At 43.3% G+C, this 14,429-nt stretch carries 11 protein-coding genes; all 11 read left to right on the plus strand.

What is annotated here, in order from left to right; genetic code table 11:
- Positions 1–15: 15 nt before the first annotated feature.
- The 11 genes from OK025_RS15650 (at position 16) to OK025_RS15700 (ending at position 14,367) form a co-directional block, all read left to right on the plus strand.
- The gene (locus OK025_RS15650; protein ID WP_317665120.1) at positions 16–1,731 is read left to right on the plus strand and encodes a RagB/SusD family nutrient uptake outer membrane protein; all 1,716 of its coding nucleotides are present in this window, start codon (positions 16–18) and stop codon (positions 1,729–1,731) included.
- Positions 1,732–1,804: 73 nt separating this feature from the next.
- Positions 1,805–3,706: a family 43 glycosylhydrolase gene (locus OK025_RS15655; RefSeq protein ID WP_317665121.1), complete on the plus strand. Its 1,902-nt coding sequence runs from the start codon at positions 1,805–1,807 to the stop codon at positions 3,704–3,706.
- 28 nt (positions 3,707–3,734) lie between these two features.
- Positions 3,735–5,339 carry a sugar-binding domain-containing protein gene (locus OK025_RS15660; protein ID WP_317665122.1) on the plus strand — a complete coding sequence of 535 codons (1,605 nt, stop codon included), beginning with the start codon at positions 3,735–3,737 and terminating at the stop codon, positions 5,337–5,339.
- A gap of 44 nt (positions 5,340–5,383) precedes the next feature.
- Entirely contained in the window at positions 5,384–6,232 is an 849-nt protein-coding gene (locus OK025_RS15665) for a DUF4982 domain-containing protein (protein ID WP_317665123.1), read from the plus strand.
- 249 nt (positions 6,233–6,481) lie between these two features.
- Positions 6,482–7,273, plus strand: a complete 792-nt coding sequence (locus OK025_RS15670) for an alpha/beta hydrolase (RefSeq protein WP_317665125.1) — start codon at positions 6,482–6,484, stop codon at positions 7,271–7,273.
- 127 nt (positions 7,274–7,400) lie between these two features.
- The gene (locus OK025_RS15675; RefSeq protein WP_317665127.1) at positions 7,401–9,251 is read left to right on the plus strand and encodes an FAD-dependent oxidoreductase; all 1,851 of its coding nucleotides are present in this window, start codon (positions 7,401–7,403) and stop codon (positions 9,249–9,251) included.
- Between the two features lie 24 nt (positions 9,252–9,275).
- Positions 9,276–10,703: a DUF5009 domain-containing protein gene (locus tag OK025_RS15680; RefSeq protein WP_317665129.1), complete on the plus strand. Its 1,428-nt coding sequence runs from the start codon at positions 9,276–9,278 to the stop codon at positions 10,701–10,703.
- Position 10,704: 1 nt separating this feature from the next.
- Positions 10,705–12,021 carry an MFS transporter gene (locus OK025_RS15685; RefSeq protein WP_201667666.1) on the plus strand — a complete coding sequence of 439 codons (1,317 nt, stop codon included), beginning with the start codon at positions 10,705–10,707 and terminating at the stop codon, positions 12,019–12,021.
- Positions 12,022–12,026: 5 nt separating this feature from the next.
- Positions 12,027–12,716 carry a GDSL-type esterase/lipase family protein gene (locus tag OK025_RS15690; RefSeq protein ID WP_294182870.1) on the plus strand — a complete coding sequence of 230 codons (690 nt, stop codon included), beginning with the start codon at positions 12,027–12,029 and terminating at the stop codon, positions 12,714–12,716.
- A complete protein-coding gene (locus tag OK025_RS15695; protein ID WP_310079609.1) occupies positions 12,713–13,432 on the plus strand; it encodes a GDSL-type esterase/lipase family protein in 720 nt (239 codons plus the stop codon). The genes OK025_RS15690 and OK025_RS15695 overlap by 4 nt, the downstream gene beginning before the upstream one ends.
- Entirely contained in the window at positions 13,429–14,367 is a 939-nt protein-coding gene (locus OK025_RS15700; RefSeq protein WP_286771158.1) for a DUF4434 domain-containing protein, read from the plus strand. The genes OK025_RS15695 and OK025_RS15700 overlap by 4 nt, the downstream gene beginning before the upstream one ends.
- The last annotated feature ends 62 nt before the right edge of the window (positions 14,368–14,429 follow it).

The following is a 14,429-nucleotide window of genomic DNA, read 5'->3' on the forward strand; positions in this document are numbered from 1 at the left end:
GGAGGAACAGAACAGATGAAATCTTTAAGTAAATATTTCCTTCCCTTGGCTCTGGGAACGACCATCTTTTCAGCTTGCAACAAAAATCTGTTGGATGTGACAGCAACCGATCGTATTTCGACTGAAGCCATCGAAGCAGATACAGCCGTTTTAGAAGCTTTTGTAATCAACAGATATATTGGTGAACGCATCATCTCCAATGAGGCCGATGGTACAAATCCGGGGTTTGGACGAGGTTTTGAATATGCCTTGTGGTCTTCTCTGACAGATGAATCTATGTATACCAACGACGATAATACCTGGCTTATTATTCGGGGCCAGTTGTCGCCAGAGAATTTAGGTGCTGCCGGCTCTCTTTGGGCCCGTAGTTATCGCAGTATTCGGGAGTGTAATTATGCCAAGAAAGTTTTGGCTAATATTCAGATGAGTACTTCACATAAGCGCCATCTGGAAGGAGAACTTCAATTTATAAGAGCATTTAGATACCATGATCTCATTCGAAACTTTGGTCGTGTTGTATTGATGGGCGATACTGTATATGGCTTAAAGGATGATCTAACCAAAGCGAGCCTTTTTGAACGCAAGTCTTTACAAGAAGGCATGGATTATGTCATCAAAGAATTAAATGAAGCGATCGAGAAATTGCCCGCTGAAAATAATGACGGCACCTGGGTAACTGGGCGGGCAACTAAAGGGGCGGCCATGGCTTTGAAATCCAGACTGCTGCTGTATGCTGCAAGTCCATTGTATAATGTAGGAACTTGGGCCGCCGCAGCTCAGGCGGCGCAGGATTTGATTTCCCTTAATAAATACAGCCTATATACTGGTGGATATCAATCTTTATTTTTAACAGACCGAAATCCAGAAACGATATTTGCACGATACTACACCAAAAATGCCAATCACGTGCATCTTGAAATCGCCAACGGACCGAATGGCTATGGTGGCTGGGGTGGTAATACACCTTACCAAAATCTGGTTGATGCCTATGAGATGAAAAATGGTCGGGCTCCGTTTAACGCAGATGGAACAGTAAACGCTGCTTCGGGATACGACCCTACTAATCCTTATGTGAATCGTGATCCTCGCTTTGATGCAACAATCTTACACAATGGTTCCATGTATAGGGGGCGTGCCGTTGAAACGTTTACTCCCAAAGGACAGGATAGCAGGGAAGGCAACGACAACTGGAATACATCCAAAACAGGCTACTATTTGCGTAAATTTATGAACGATGCCTACCCCCTTCAAAATCCTTGGGGAAATGCGGGATTTCAACCTTGGAATTACTTTCGCTATGCTGAAATCCTGTTAAATTTTGCTGAAGCAGCAAATGAAGCGTATGGTCCGGATGTACTGCCTGCTGGTGGAAGCTTAACAGCCAGACAAGCGTTAAATCTCGTTCGCACGAGACCTTCTGTCGAGATGCCTGAAATCCCTATAGGCCAATCTAAAGATGAGTTTAGGGCACATGTACGCTACGAACGTCGCGTAGAACTGGCATTTGAGGAACATCGGTTTTACGACGTCCGTCGGTGGAAAATTGCGATGGCGACCGAAAATATACCTGCTTACGGAGTGACTATAAATAAAAATAGCAACGGATTGACGTATACGCGAAAAGAAGCACTTTCAGGGCGTCTTTTTGAAGAAAAACATTATTGGCTTCCAATTCCACGTTCGGAGATATTATCATCAAATGGAAAATTGGAACAAAATCCGGGTTATTAATTGAAACGTTTTACTAAAAAAATCACATCCTCCTGACCTAGATAAAAGGTCAAGAGGATAAATTATTTACTTCATGCGATTTACACTTTTAACATTTCTATTAATAAATATAGCCGCAGCAGTTTATGCACAAGAGTATAAAAATGGACCAGCGGACAAAGATTTTGCAGGTTATTTATTTGCCTATTTCAAAGGTAATGCTGTCGCAGATGAAGCGGTTTGTTTTGCGATCAGCACAGATGGCTATACCTACAGAGCCTTGAATGAAAACAAGCCTATCCTGGATTCGAAGGTGATCAGCAAGACTGGTGGTGTACGGGATCCCCATATTCTCCGTGGCGAAGATGGAAAAACATTTTATATGTTGCTCACCGACATGACCTCCTCCAAAGGCTGGGATTCCAATCGGGGTTTGATCCTCCTAAAATCCGAAGACCTGGTGCATTGGTCTCATCAGGCAATCGATATCCAGCAGCGCTTCAAAGGCCAGGAAGCGTTGAAGAGAGTATGGGCACCACAGACTATATATGACCCTTCGGTCGATAAATATATGGTGTACTGGTCCATGCAGCATGGAAATGGTCCGGATATCATCTACTATGCTTATGCTAATAAGGAGTTTACAGATTTTGAAACCGAACCTAAAGTGCTGTTTCTTCCAAAAAATGGTAAATCCTGTATCGATGGCGATATTATTGCAAAGAATGGCTTGTTCTACCTTTTCTATAAAACTGAAGGACATGGAAATGGCATTAAGCTGGCGATAACCGATTCACTGACTTCGGGAAAATGGATTGAACAGCCGGGTTATAAACAGCAGACCAATGATGCTGTGGAAGGATCCAGTGTCTTTAAACTCAATCAATCGGATAAATATATCCTGATGTATGATGTCTATGGTAAAGGGAAGTACCAATTCTGCACCTCCGAAGATCTTGATCGTTTTAAAGTAATCGACCATCAGATTGACATGGATTTCCATCCACGTCATGGGACCATTATTCCTATTTCAAGACAAGAACTTTTGGACTTGACCTCCAAATGGGGGAAACCCAAAGATGTGGAATTCGCATTCAGAAAGAACCCCGTTTTGGATGGCTTTTATGCTGATCCCGATGTACTCTATTCCAATAAAACAAAAAAATACTATATCTATCCAACGAGTGATGGTTTTGATGGTTGGGGGGGCTATTATTTCAAGACCTTCTCGTCTTCCGATCTCGTTCAGTGGAAAGATGAAGGGGTGATTTTGGACCTGAAAAAAGATGTTGACTGGGGACCTCGAAATGCATGGGCACCTACAATTACGGAAAAGAAAGTCAAGAATGATTATAAGTACTATTATTATTTTACAGCAGCGCAAAAGATCGGTGTTGCGGTGGCTGATTTACCTACCGGTCCTTTCAGAGATTCGGGCAAGCCGTTGATCGATTTTAAGCCTGAGGGTGTCAATGGCGGGCAGGAGATTGATCCGGCAGTCTTTAAGGATCCGAAATCGGGAAAAAGCTATCTGTATTGGGGAAATGGCTATCTGGCTGTTGCCGAACTTAATAAAGATATGGTTTCCATCAAAAAAAATACAGTCAAGGTCTTGACTCCGGATAAGACATTCCGTGAAGGTGCCTATGTTGTGTATCGTAAAGGTCTCTATTATTTCTTTTGGTCAGAAGACGATACCCGGAGTGAAAATTATCGGGTGCGCTATGGAACTGCAACTTCCCCAGATGGACCGATCACAGTTCCGGCTAATAATTTAGTCTTACAAAAAGATCCTGCGAAAGGGATCTATGGCACTGGGCATAATTCGATTTTGCAGATTCCCGGTAAAGACGAATGGTATATTGTTTACCATCGATTCAATTATCCCAAAGGTATTGATATGGGCGACGCAGCAGGATTTAACCGGGAGGTATGCATGGATCGTTTGTATTTTGATGATCAGGGCCATGTCTTGCCTGTTGTTCCAACGCTTTAATCACTTAAACCTAATGCAAAAAAGTAAAATGAATAATCTCATAAAAAAACTATCCGTCTTAGCTGTTTCTATGGGTATGGGCATCAGTGGCCTATACGCACAAGCTGGATTTGGTGAGGCCCAGGCGATCAATTCAGACTGGCGTTTCCATTTGGGTGATATCCAGGGGCAGGCCAGCGCAGAAATGAAGCATGGAACCTGGCAGCAGGTCCGTTTGCCCCATGATTGGGGTGTAAAATACCCGCTCAGTCCAAGTTTAGCCAGCGCGACAGGCTATTTACCGGGCGGTATTGGCTGGTATCAAAAACAGCTCCTGATACCTATGGAAGATCAGGGCAAAAAAATATTTATCTATTTTGAGGGCGTATATAACCGAAGTGAGGTGTTTGTCAATGGCAAATCTGTTGGAAAACGCCCCAACGGCTATATATCCTTTTCCTATGATATCACGCCATATATTGAGTTTGGAAAAGAAAATACCATCGCTGTTAAGGTCGACCACAGTAAAAGTGCCGATTCAAGATGGTACACGGGATCGGGCATCTACCGTGACGTTTGGCTTGTAAAGGCCAATGCGTTGCATATCGATCAATGGGGAGTATATGCCTATCCCGAGCTAAAGCAAGGGAAAGGAATGTTAAATACCGAAGTGACTGTTGTCAATAGTACGTCCAACGGCAGTGCGGTTACCATTGTGCAGGAGTTGATTGATGCCGCAGGGAAGGTTGTCGCTAATCAATCGGAAAAAGTGAAGATTGATGCTACAGCTAAAGCGACAATACAGCAGCAATTGACGGTTGCAAACCCTAAATTGTGGAGCTTGGATCAACCGAATCAATATACCTTGCGGACAAGCGTATTGCAAAATGGAAAGAAAATTGATCAGTCGGCAATCAAAACGGGCTTCCGAACTTTTACATTTGATCCAAACAAGGGCTTTGCTTTAAACGGCGAATGGATGAAAGTCAAAGGCGTGTGCCTACATCACGATGCCGGTGTGCTGGGTGCTGAAATGTATGCCGAGGTATGGCGTCGGCGACTGCAGACATTGAAATATTTGGGTGTCAATGCCATTCGAACCAGCCATAATCCGCAAGCATCCTCGCTTTACACCTTATGTGACGAGTTGGGGCTGTTAGTTATGGATGAGGCATTTGATGAATGGGAATTTCCAAAACGGAAATGGCTGCAGGGCTGGAATGTCGGAACCCCCGGTTTTGAGGGATCGTATGACTTTTTTGAAAGCTGGGGCGAGCAGGATCTTGCAGATATGGTCAAACGGGATCGCAATCATCTTTCGATTTTCGCTTGGAGTATAGGCAATGAGGTTGATTACCCGAATGACCCTTATTCTCATCCTATTCTTGATGGAGAGAAGAAGGAAGGCGGATTTACGCAGGCTTCGTATGGCGGATACAAAAAGGATGCACCAGATGCGATGCGTCTTGGGGATATTGCCAAAAAACTGGTTGCTACAGTAAAAAGATACGATAAAAGCCGAGCCGTTACTGCAGGCCTCGCAGGTGTGGCTATGTCTAATGAAACAGCCTATCCGGGGCACTCGACATTGCAGGGTACAATTATACCGAAAGTCGTTATCAACTGGATCATCAGCGTTATCCAGCGCGCGTAATTTTTGGAAGTGAAAATCGACATGACCTTCCAGCATGGCTTGCAGTGCGTGACAACAAGCATATATTTGGCCAGTTCCTGTGGACGGGTATTGACTACCTCGGAGAGTCGGGGCGTTGGCCTTCACGTGGATTTTATTCAGGACTGCTGGATTTCGCAGGTTTTATTAAACCGAGGGGCTATTACCGCCAATCGCTGTGGTCCGATAAGCCAATGGCTTATTTGGGAACCTATCCATTGAAGGGCGGAGCAACGACTACCGATGTCTGGTCTGCCTTGGAATCCGAACAAGGACAACGGAAAAACGAAGCGCCCTCCATGGATGCCTGGCCAATTTGGAACTATCAGGAGGGACAGCAAATCAGGGTGGTCTGTTACACCAATAGCCCTCAGGCGCGATTGGAGCTCAATGGTAAAGTTGTTGGCGAAGAGAAAAATTACGATGAGAAGACAGGTATCATCTTTTGGGATATTCCCTATGCAGCTGGTAAACTAGAGGTTGTTGGTCTGGACACGAATAAAAAAGAAGTTGTTCGGCACACGATTGAATCCAGTGAACGTCCAGCGGCGATTCAGGCGACGGTGATAGGCGGGAAAGCGATTGAGAGCGGTGGCATTTTTCAGGTTGCCTTGCAAGTGGTGGATAACAAGGGACTTCCTGTGGTCCTTTCGGAAGATGAAATCACCTGTGATATTGCTGGACATGCACGATTACTGGGTATGGAAGCGGGGAACAATGGAGATATGAGCGACTATACCGACAATAAACAGCGCGTTTATCATGGAAAAATGATCGTGTATGTTCAGGCTTTGGGCAAATCGGGCGATACAATTAATATACGATTTACCTCGCCTTGGTTGACAATGGCAAACGAAACCTATAGCATAAAATAATTAACTCACTTGTCTTTATTGAACTTCTGAACTAAAAAAAGCACCGGAAAACTCCGGTGCTTTTTTTATGCCAAAATCTTATCGGATGTTCATTCCACTATTGGAAAAATTACGGTTTTATATAGTTCTTTATAAAATAACGTAATCCAACCTTATTAAATAAAAAAAATTATTAAATACTTTTTTTATTATAAATTTTATTATTAATTTAGCTTCACTATAAATCTAAAGACTGACTCAATTATATCCATGCGTTTAATCATATGCCTTTTATGTGTCGTTGGTACAATGTTGGCCAAAGGACAAGAGCTTTATACGTTACAGTCTGCTCATCTTTCTGGAGTAGATTCCGGCTACGTCTATATACCAAAGATGAAGCCGGACAACCGTGCCTTACCTGTTGTATATGTGCTGCACAGTCATGGGGCAAATTATAAAAGTCTTTCAAAATTTGTCGATTTTCAGGCATTGAGCGATCAATATGGCTTTGTGGTGGTATGCCCTGACGGTCTTCGGACGAGCTGGTTTTTAGACAGTCCACAAAAAGGCGGAGCACAATTTGGTCGGTTCCTGACAGGGGAATTAATGCCTTACATACAGGGCAAATATCATACGGATCGGGACAACTCATTTATTACGGGTGTGAGTATGGGGGGGCATGGTGCACTTTGGCTCTTTTTTAACTATCCATCATTTTTTAAAAGTGCTGGTAGCAGTTCGGGAGTTGTCAATCTGAGACATTCGGCTTTCAAGAAGACAAGTCTAACCCAACATTTAGGTCAATACAGCGATCAAAATCCATTATTCGATCGTTTTAGTGTCATCCATAATGTCCATAAGATCGCTGGGAGTGAAAAGACATTTATTTTTGATTGTGGTACTGAAGATTATCTATATGGGGCCAATAAGTCCCTTCGGGATAGTTGTGATGTACTCAAGATCAAAGCCACTTACATTGCGCAACCCGGCGCTCATACCTCTGGCTACTGGGCCAAAACCATTCCGGTTCATTTCGCTTATTTTAATCGTCTGATCCATTAATCGATAACCTATATGTTTCATTTACCTTATACTGATCCTTTAGTCCGACAACAAAATAATGTATCTCTGATCCTTAAACCGGTATTTGGTGCGTATTTTTTAAATTATTTACTGCAATTAACTTCATATGAATTGGTTTAAATCTTTTTTTTCTATTTTATTGATTTCTGTCACACTCTCCTCGCAGGGGCAGGCTGTTGCTTCATACGATGTCTTGATTGTGGGAGGGGGAGCAAGTGGTGTTTCTGCGGCTTTGCAAGCTGCCCGTTTGGGAAGTAAGGTCCTTATGGTGGAAGAGACAAGCTGGTTGGGTGGTATGCTCACTGCCGCTGGGGTCTCCGCTATTGATGGTAACCATCGTATGCCTTCGGGAATATGGGGCGAATTTAGGGCAGAACTTTATGCTTATTATGGTGGTCCAAAGGCAGTGGAAACAGGCTGGGTAAGCAATACGCTATTTGAGCCTTCGGTCGGTAATCGCTTGTTAAAAAAGATGGTTGGAGCCGAAAAAAATATTGCCGTTTGGTATAAAAGTACCCTTTTAGACCTGAAAAAACAGCCTAAAGGCTGGACCGTTGCCATTGAACGGGAAGGGAAAAAGAAAACCGTAAACGCTTGTATTCTAGTCGATGCGACGGAATTGGGGGATCTCTTGCCGCGTGCGGGTGTTGCTTACAGCATCGGTATGGATAGCCGCTACGATACGAAAGAAGAATTTGCTCCCGAAAAGGCCAATTCAATAATTCAAGACCTTACTTATGTCGCTATCCTGAAAGACTATGGTGCCGATCCAAAGAGATTGCTAAAGAAACCTCAAGGTTATGATCCTAAAGAGTTTGAACATGCCTGTGATGTTAAAGATCCTGCTTCACACAGCAATACGCCTATCATCAATTGTGATCAAATGATTACCTATGGCAAATTGCCGAATGGAAAATACATGATAAACTGGCCTAAAGACGGAAATGATATCTACCTGAATATTATCGAGATGTCGCCAAAGGCGAGGGCGGTGGAATTGCAAAAGGCGAAAGATCATACCTTACGTTTTGTATATCATCTTCAAAGTCAGCTGGGTTTTAAAAACTTGGGGCTTGCCGATGATGAATATGATACGGCCGATAAACTTCCCTTTATTGCTTATCATCGCGAGTCTAGACGTGCTAAAGGCTTGGTGCAGCTTACATTGCCTTATGTGCAGAGTCCTTATCAGCAGGAGCTGCCTTTGTACCGCACAGGTGGGATAGTAGGCGATTATACCATCGATCATCATCACCTGAAGAACCCGGATGCACCCAAAATTGATTTTGTTAAGATTCGGGTACCATCCTACAATGTACCCCTTGGAAGTTTGATTCCTGAGAAAATAGCGGATTTTATTGTTGCTGAAAAAAGCATCAGTGTGAGCAATATTGTGGCTGGGGCCACCCGCCTTCAGCCAGTTGTATTGGGTATTGGTCAAGCTGCTGGAGTGCTGGCGGCGCTGTCTGCAAAACAAGGTGTTACGCCCAAAGATCTTTCATTAAGGGAGGTCCAGCAAGTACTTTTGGACCATCATGCCTATCTCATGCCCTTTATCGATGTTGATCCAAAAGATAGTCGTTTTCAGGCAATCCAACGTGTTGGAGCAACCGGGATTCTTAAAGGAAAAGGGGTGCCCTACAAATGGGCCAATCAGACTTGGTTCTATCCCGAACATCGCATAAGTGAAGTAGACCTGATCGACGGTATGCGTAGTTATTATCCAGCGGCCGATAAAGTCGCTGGCTCGGGTGCCGATGTCACAGCAGAATTTTTTGCGGCTCTATTGCTCCAGGTCGACCCCACTTTGAATAAAAATAAAGTCTGGTCCGTCATTGCGGCAAAAGAAAATCAAGTGTTAACAAGGGCTCAAGTGGCTGTTGTGCTGGATCTTATCCTAAAGCCGTTTGAACGGCCGGTGGATTTTACCGGCCAATTTATAGCAACAAAAAAATGATTTCCGAACGCATAGAAAAACGAGATGATCCCAATTTTACCAAATTCTACAACGACTCCACAGCAGCGAAACGATAGTTTGGATGTTCTGCGGGGAATTGCCATCCTTTTAATGGTGCTTTCATCGAGCATTTCATTTGGAAACCTTCCTGCTTGGATGTACCATGCACAGGTGCCCCCGCCCAAACATGTATTTGATCCCAGTATAGCAGGTATAACCTGGGTAGATGTGGTTTTTCCGATTTTCCTTTTTACGATGGGGGCGGCCATCCCATTGGCTATGCGGAAAAAAGTGGCTAACCTAAACGCTTTGCCTATCGTGGGTACAATTTTTAAGCGTTTTGTTGCTTTATTCTTTTTCGCCTTATTTTCTTTTTATATGCGCGCTTGGGTTATGAGTGGAGAGCCTGCTACGTCACAGTATATCTTGTCAATCGTGGGGTTTGTCCTGCTCTTTGCACTCTATGCCGATTTAAAGTCGTATTTACCGATGCGGACCGCGAGACTTGTTCACATAGTGGCCCTGTTGCTATCTGTAGGGATGCTATATCTGTTGTATGCACAAACGGATAGATTTACCCTCCAGAAGACAGATATTATTATTCTGGTACTGGCCAATATGGCTTTGTTTGGAACGCTGTGGTGGTGGCTGACGGCAAAATCCATCTGGTTACGTATGGCGATTTTACCATTTATTATGGGCGTTTTTTTGGGATCCAAAGAAGTTGGTAGTATCAACGAATTTATCTACAAACTCAGCCCTGCGACTTGGCTTTATCAATTTTATTACCTCAAATACCTCTTTATTATCCTTCCGGCTACAGTTGTCGGCGAGTGGATTATTGCTGATACGTCGTTGGCCGACAAACCCAGGATGCAGCGGTCTCAACTGGCATTACAAGGCTTGCTCTGTGCACTTCTAATTGGGCTGAATGTCTTCAATCTATACATGCGCTATCTCGATATCAATATGGGAGTTACCCTGATGTTGATCTTTTCGCTATGCTTCTGTTCAGGTGTTTTTCGGAAGGGCGAAGTACTGACACTGCAGGCAAAAATGGCTGTGCTCGGAAGCTATCTGCTTTTTTTAGGACTGATCTTCGAAGCGTATGAGGGGGGGATAAAAAAGGATTATTCCACATACAGCTATTATTTTGTCTGTACGGGCTTAGCCTGTTATGCGCTAACAATGCTGTGTTGTATCGAGAAACTTGCTTTTGGAAAATCGCTGTTTCGAGGTATAGCACTGGTTGGTAAAAATCCGATGGTCGCCTATACCGCAGGAAATCTATTGTTGATCCCACTATTGGCGCTTACGGGACTACAGAGCGCTCTTGATCAGATGGGGGCGCAGGGTGTTTTTGGGGGAGTGATGCGCGGTGTATTATTCACTGGAATCGTGGCGCTGTTGACGATCGTGAGCAGCCGGTTAAAACTTTATTGGAAGTCATAAAATGAATGAATTATTAGAACAAACGGTGGAGCTTCGCAAAGGGCGTAAGGCACTTCCGCCTATTTTTTGGATCTCCACAACGTGGTTTGCCATGGGGCTACCTTTTGTTGCCCTTTCGGGTGCGAGCTCCATTATGTATAAAAATTTGGGGGTTTCGGACGCACAGATTGCTTTTTGGACCTCATTGATTATGCTGCCCTGGACAATAAAACCTTTATGGGGGCCTTTTTTGGAGCTGTATAAGACCAAGAAATTTTTTGTCTATACCACGCAGATACTCACGGGGCTACTCTTTGGTCTGCTTGGTCTTACGCTACAGTTGGATCATTTCTTTAGCTTCTCCATTGCCTTATTGACACTGATCGCATTCAGTGGCTCCACACATGATACCGCAGCCGACGGGGTATATTTGAATGAACTGAATGCAAAACAACAGGCAAAATATGTCGGCTGGCAAGGTGCCTTCTATAATGTGGCCAAAGTTTTTTCTGGCGGCGTACTCGTTTATTTGGCGGGGCAATTGGAGCAGGAAATCGGCATTAAATCCGCGTGGATGGTGGTGATGTTTGCTTATGGATTTATTATGTTGGGGATAGGATTGTACAGCATACGTGCTTTACCTGCTCACGATGAAGCTCCCAAATCCACTTCTTTAAAGGAGGGAATGGATACGCTTAAAGACGTTATCATAACTTTTTTTCAGAAAAAGAATATTTGGTTTAGTTTGCTTTTTATTGTCTTTTATCGTTTTGCTGAAGGGCAGGCCATTAAGATCACCCCCTTATTTTTTAAAGCGCAACGTACCGAAGGTGGCCTTGGCCTGAGTACTTCGGAAATTGGATTGCTTTATGGTGTATTTGGTGCCATAGCTTTTGTGTTGGGGTCGATTGTCGCAGGGCACTTTGTATCCAAAAAGGGCTTAGACCGGAGGACACTTATGATCCTTTGTGCCTTCTTTAATGTTCCATTTGTAGCTTATGCATTTCTTGCCATCACATTGCCGACGAACCTTTATCTCATAGCTGCTGCTGTCGCCATCGAGTACTTTGGATATGGTTTTGGCTTTATCGGAATTATTCTTTTTATCATGCAAAATATTGCCCCAGGCAAATATAAGATGGCACACTACGCTTTCGGAAGTGGACTTGTTAATCTGGGGTTTATGATTCCTTCGATGATCAGCGGCTGGCTGAGTGATCATTTGGGCTATAAAGAATTTTTTATCTGGGTGTTGATTTCTACTATTCCAGCCTTTTTGGTTTCCTGGTGGGTGCCATTGCGAAAACCCGAAAAAGAGCATACCGACGAAAATAATTAATGCATATGAACAGACTTTCTTATAGGAACTGGAAGGCCCTATTGTTGCCTTTTTTTTTACCGGCATTGACTTTAGCGCAATCAAAGGGTATTGATTCTACGTTTGATAATCAGCATTATCGCGCAAGGCTTGAGTTTTTTAAAGCGATGCCCAATCAGAAGGACGAAATCGTTTTCCTTGGCAATAGCATTACCGAAGGTGGAAAATGGCAAGAAATCCTCCAGCGGAAGCATGTGATCAATCGTGGGATTAGCGGCGATGTGACTTACGGTATTTTAGCACGACTAGACGAGATATTAGCGTCCAGACCACGAAAAATATTTCTGCTCTGTGGGGTGAACGACATGAAAAGAGGAATACCACTTTCCATTATTTCAACGAATATAGAGCGGATAATAAAGCAGGTTAAAAAGCAGTCGCCAAATACAGCGCTTTTTGTGCAGGGACTTCTACCTGTGAATGAATCTTTACTGCCAAAAATCTATGAAGAGGTTCGGAATGACAAGATCGTGCTATTGAACAAAGCTTTGAAAGAATTGTGTACGGCACATCAAGTTCGTTTTGTAGACTTACAGCCGATATTGGTAGATGGTAAAGGGGAACTAAAAGCTGAGCTAACAATTGATGGCTTACATCTGAAGCAAGCCACCTATTTAATTTGGGCCAATTATTTAAAACAGCAAAAACTATTATGAGATCATTGGAATTTTTTAAGCGGTATCGTGTTTTCCAAGGTTGCTTCCTCATTGGAATATGTCTATCGGTATTTTCCCAGTCCCTCTCAGCTCAGGAGACTAAAATAGATAGCAGTTACGCCAACTGGTATTATCAACAACGAATGGCCTATTTCGAACAAAGTCCAACAATTAAAGGAGCAATCGTGTTTTTGGGAAATAGTATTACTGAACGGGCAGAATGGCAGGAATTGCTTGCAGATTCAAGATATCCTGTACTGAACAGGGGGATAGGCGGAGATAATTCGTTTGGGATTCTTGCGCGTATAGATGAGGTGTTGCGCGGACGTCCACGGGCAATTTTTCTGATGGATGGCATTAATGACCAATTCCGAAAGCTTCCGCAGGAAGTGTCGGTCAATAACTACAAGCGTATCATTAAACGAATAAAAAAGATCTCACCAAAGACCCTTATCTATCTTCAGAGTGCTTTACCGATCAATGAAGAACGAACAAAAGAGCCTTATACAAAAGGTAGAAATGTGTTGGTTCCGATCTTAAATGAAAAACTAAGACAGCTTGCAGCAGATGAAAATATCCCATTTGTTGATCTCTGCCCACTTTTTCAGGACAATGAGGGAAAACTTAACGCAATTTACTCAGCTGATGGTGTGCATCTGATACCCAGTGCCTATATAAAATGGGTACAATTATTAAAAGAAAAGAAATATTTATGAGAATTACAGGAACATTTATTGACGAGATTTCCCACGATATTCCGCACCAGAATTGGGGTCCGGAAGAGTGGGATCGGGATTTTGCATATATGAAGGCAATTGGTATAGACACTGTTATTATGATTCGCAGTGGCTATCGTAAATTTATAACCTATCCATCGGCTTATCTGATGGACAAATATGGCTGTTTTAAACCATCGTTGGATCTTGTAGAGCTTTATCTGCAGCTTGCAGACAAGTACGACATGAAATTCTATTTTGGACTTTATGACAGCGGTATTTATTGGGAGACAGGAGATCTGAGTCACGAAATCGATGCCAATCAATATGTAATTGAAGAGGTTTGGGCTAAATATGGGCATTATAAAAGCTTCGGTGGATGGTATATCAGTACGGAAATCAGCCGTAAAACGAAAGGGGCTGTTCATGCTTTTCGTACACTTGGGTTACAGTGTAAGGCCGTCAGTGGGGGCTTGCCGACATTTATATCGCCCTGGATTGATGGGAAAAAAGCTGTGCTTGCCGCTTCTCCCGAGCTTAGTAAAGCCGATGCAGTTTCGGTATTGGAACACGAACGGGAATGGGGCGAAATTTTTGAAGGTATACAAGGAGCTGTCGATGCAGTGGCCTTTCAGGATGGACACATTGATTACGATGAGCTTCCCGATTTCTTTGAGGTCAATAAGAAATTGGCTGATAAATATGGTATGGCCTGTTGGACGAATGCCGAATCTTTTGACCGGGATATGCCGATCAAATTTTTGCCGATCAAGTTTGATAAACTAAGGCTAAAACTTGAGGCTGCAGCAAAGGCGGGTTATGATAAGGCTATTACTTTCGAATTTGCTCACTTTATGAGTCCACAGTCCGCTTATTTACAGGCAGGACACCTTTACAATCGGTACCGGGAATATGCCTTGAACCACAATTGGTGATAGGGATCGCGTGTTTACAGCACGCGAAATGACGACAAAAGCAATCTCGAAGAAGTCAGAGA

The organism is Sphingobacterium sp. UGAL515B_05, assembly GCF_033097525.1.
Taxonomy (GTDB): Bacteria; Bacteroidota; Bacteroidia; order Sphingobacteriales; family Sphingobacteriaceae; genus Sphingobacterium.

What these genes read in the sequence shown, in the direction of transcription:
- OK025_RS15675 (WP_317665127.1), top strand. Translation starts at nt 7,401, where the DNA reads ATGAATTGGTTTAAATCTTTTTTTTCTATTTTATTGATTTCTGTCACA.
- OK025_RS15700 (WP_286771158.1), top strand. Translation starts at nt 13,429, where the DNA reads ATGAGAATTACAGGAACATTTATTGACGAGATTTCCCACGATATTCCG.
- OK025_RS15680 (WP_317665129.1), top strand. Translation starts at nt 9,276, where the DNA reads ATGATCCCAATTTTACCAAATTCTACAACGACTCCACAGCAGCGAAAC.
- OK025_RS15670 (WP_317665125.1), top strand. Translation starts at nt 6,482, where the DNA reads ATGCGTTTAATCATATGCCTTTTATGTGTCGTTGGTACAATGTTGGCC.
- OK025_RS15695 (WP_310079609.1), top strand. Translation starts at nt 12,713, where the DNA reads ATGAGATCATTGGAATTTTTTAAGCGGTATCGTGTTTTCCAAGGTTGC.
- OK025_RS15685 (WP_201667666.1), top strand. Translation starts at nt 10,705, where the DNA reads ATGAATGAATTATTAGAACAAACGGTGGAGCTTCGCAAAGGGCGTAAG.
- OK025_RS15660 (WP_317665122.1), top strand. Translation starts at nt 3,735, where the DNA reads ATGAATAATCTCATAAAAAAACTATCCGTCTTAGCTGTTTCTATGGGT.
- OK025_RS15690 (WP_294182870.1), top strand. Translation starts at nt 12,027, where the DNA reads ATGAACAGACTTTCTTATAGGAACTGGAAGGCCCTATTGTTGCCTTTT.
- OK025_RS15655 (WP_317665121.1), top strand. Translation starts at nt 1,805, where the DNA reads ATGCGATTTACACTTTTAACATTTCTATTAATAAATATAGCCGCAGCA.
- OK025_RS15650 (WP_317665120.1), top strand. Translation starts at nt 16, where the DNA reads ATGAAATCTTTAAGTAAATATTTCCTTCCCTTGGCTCTGGGAACGACC.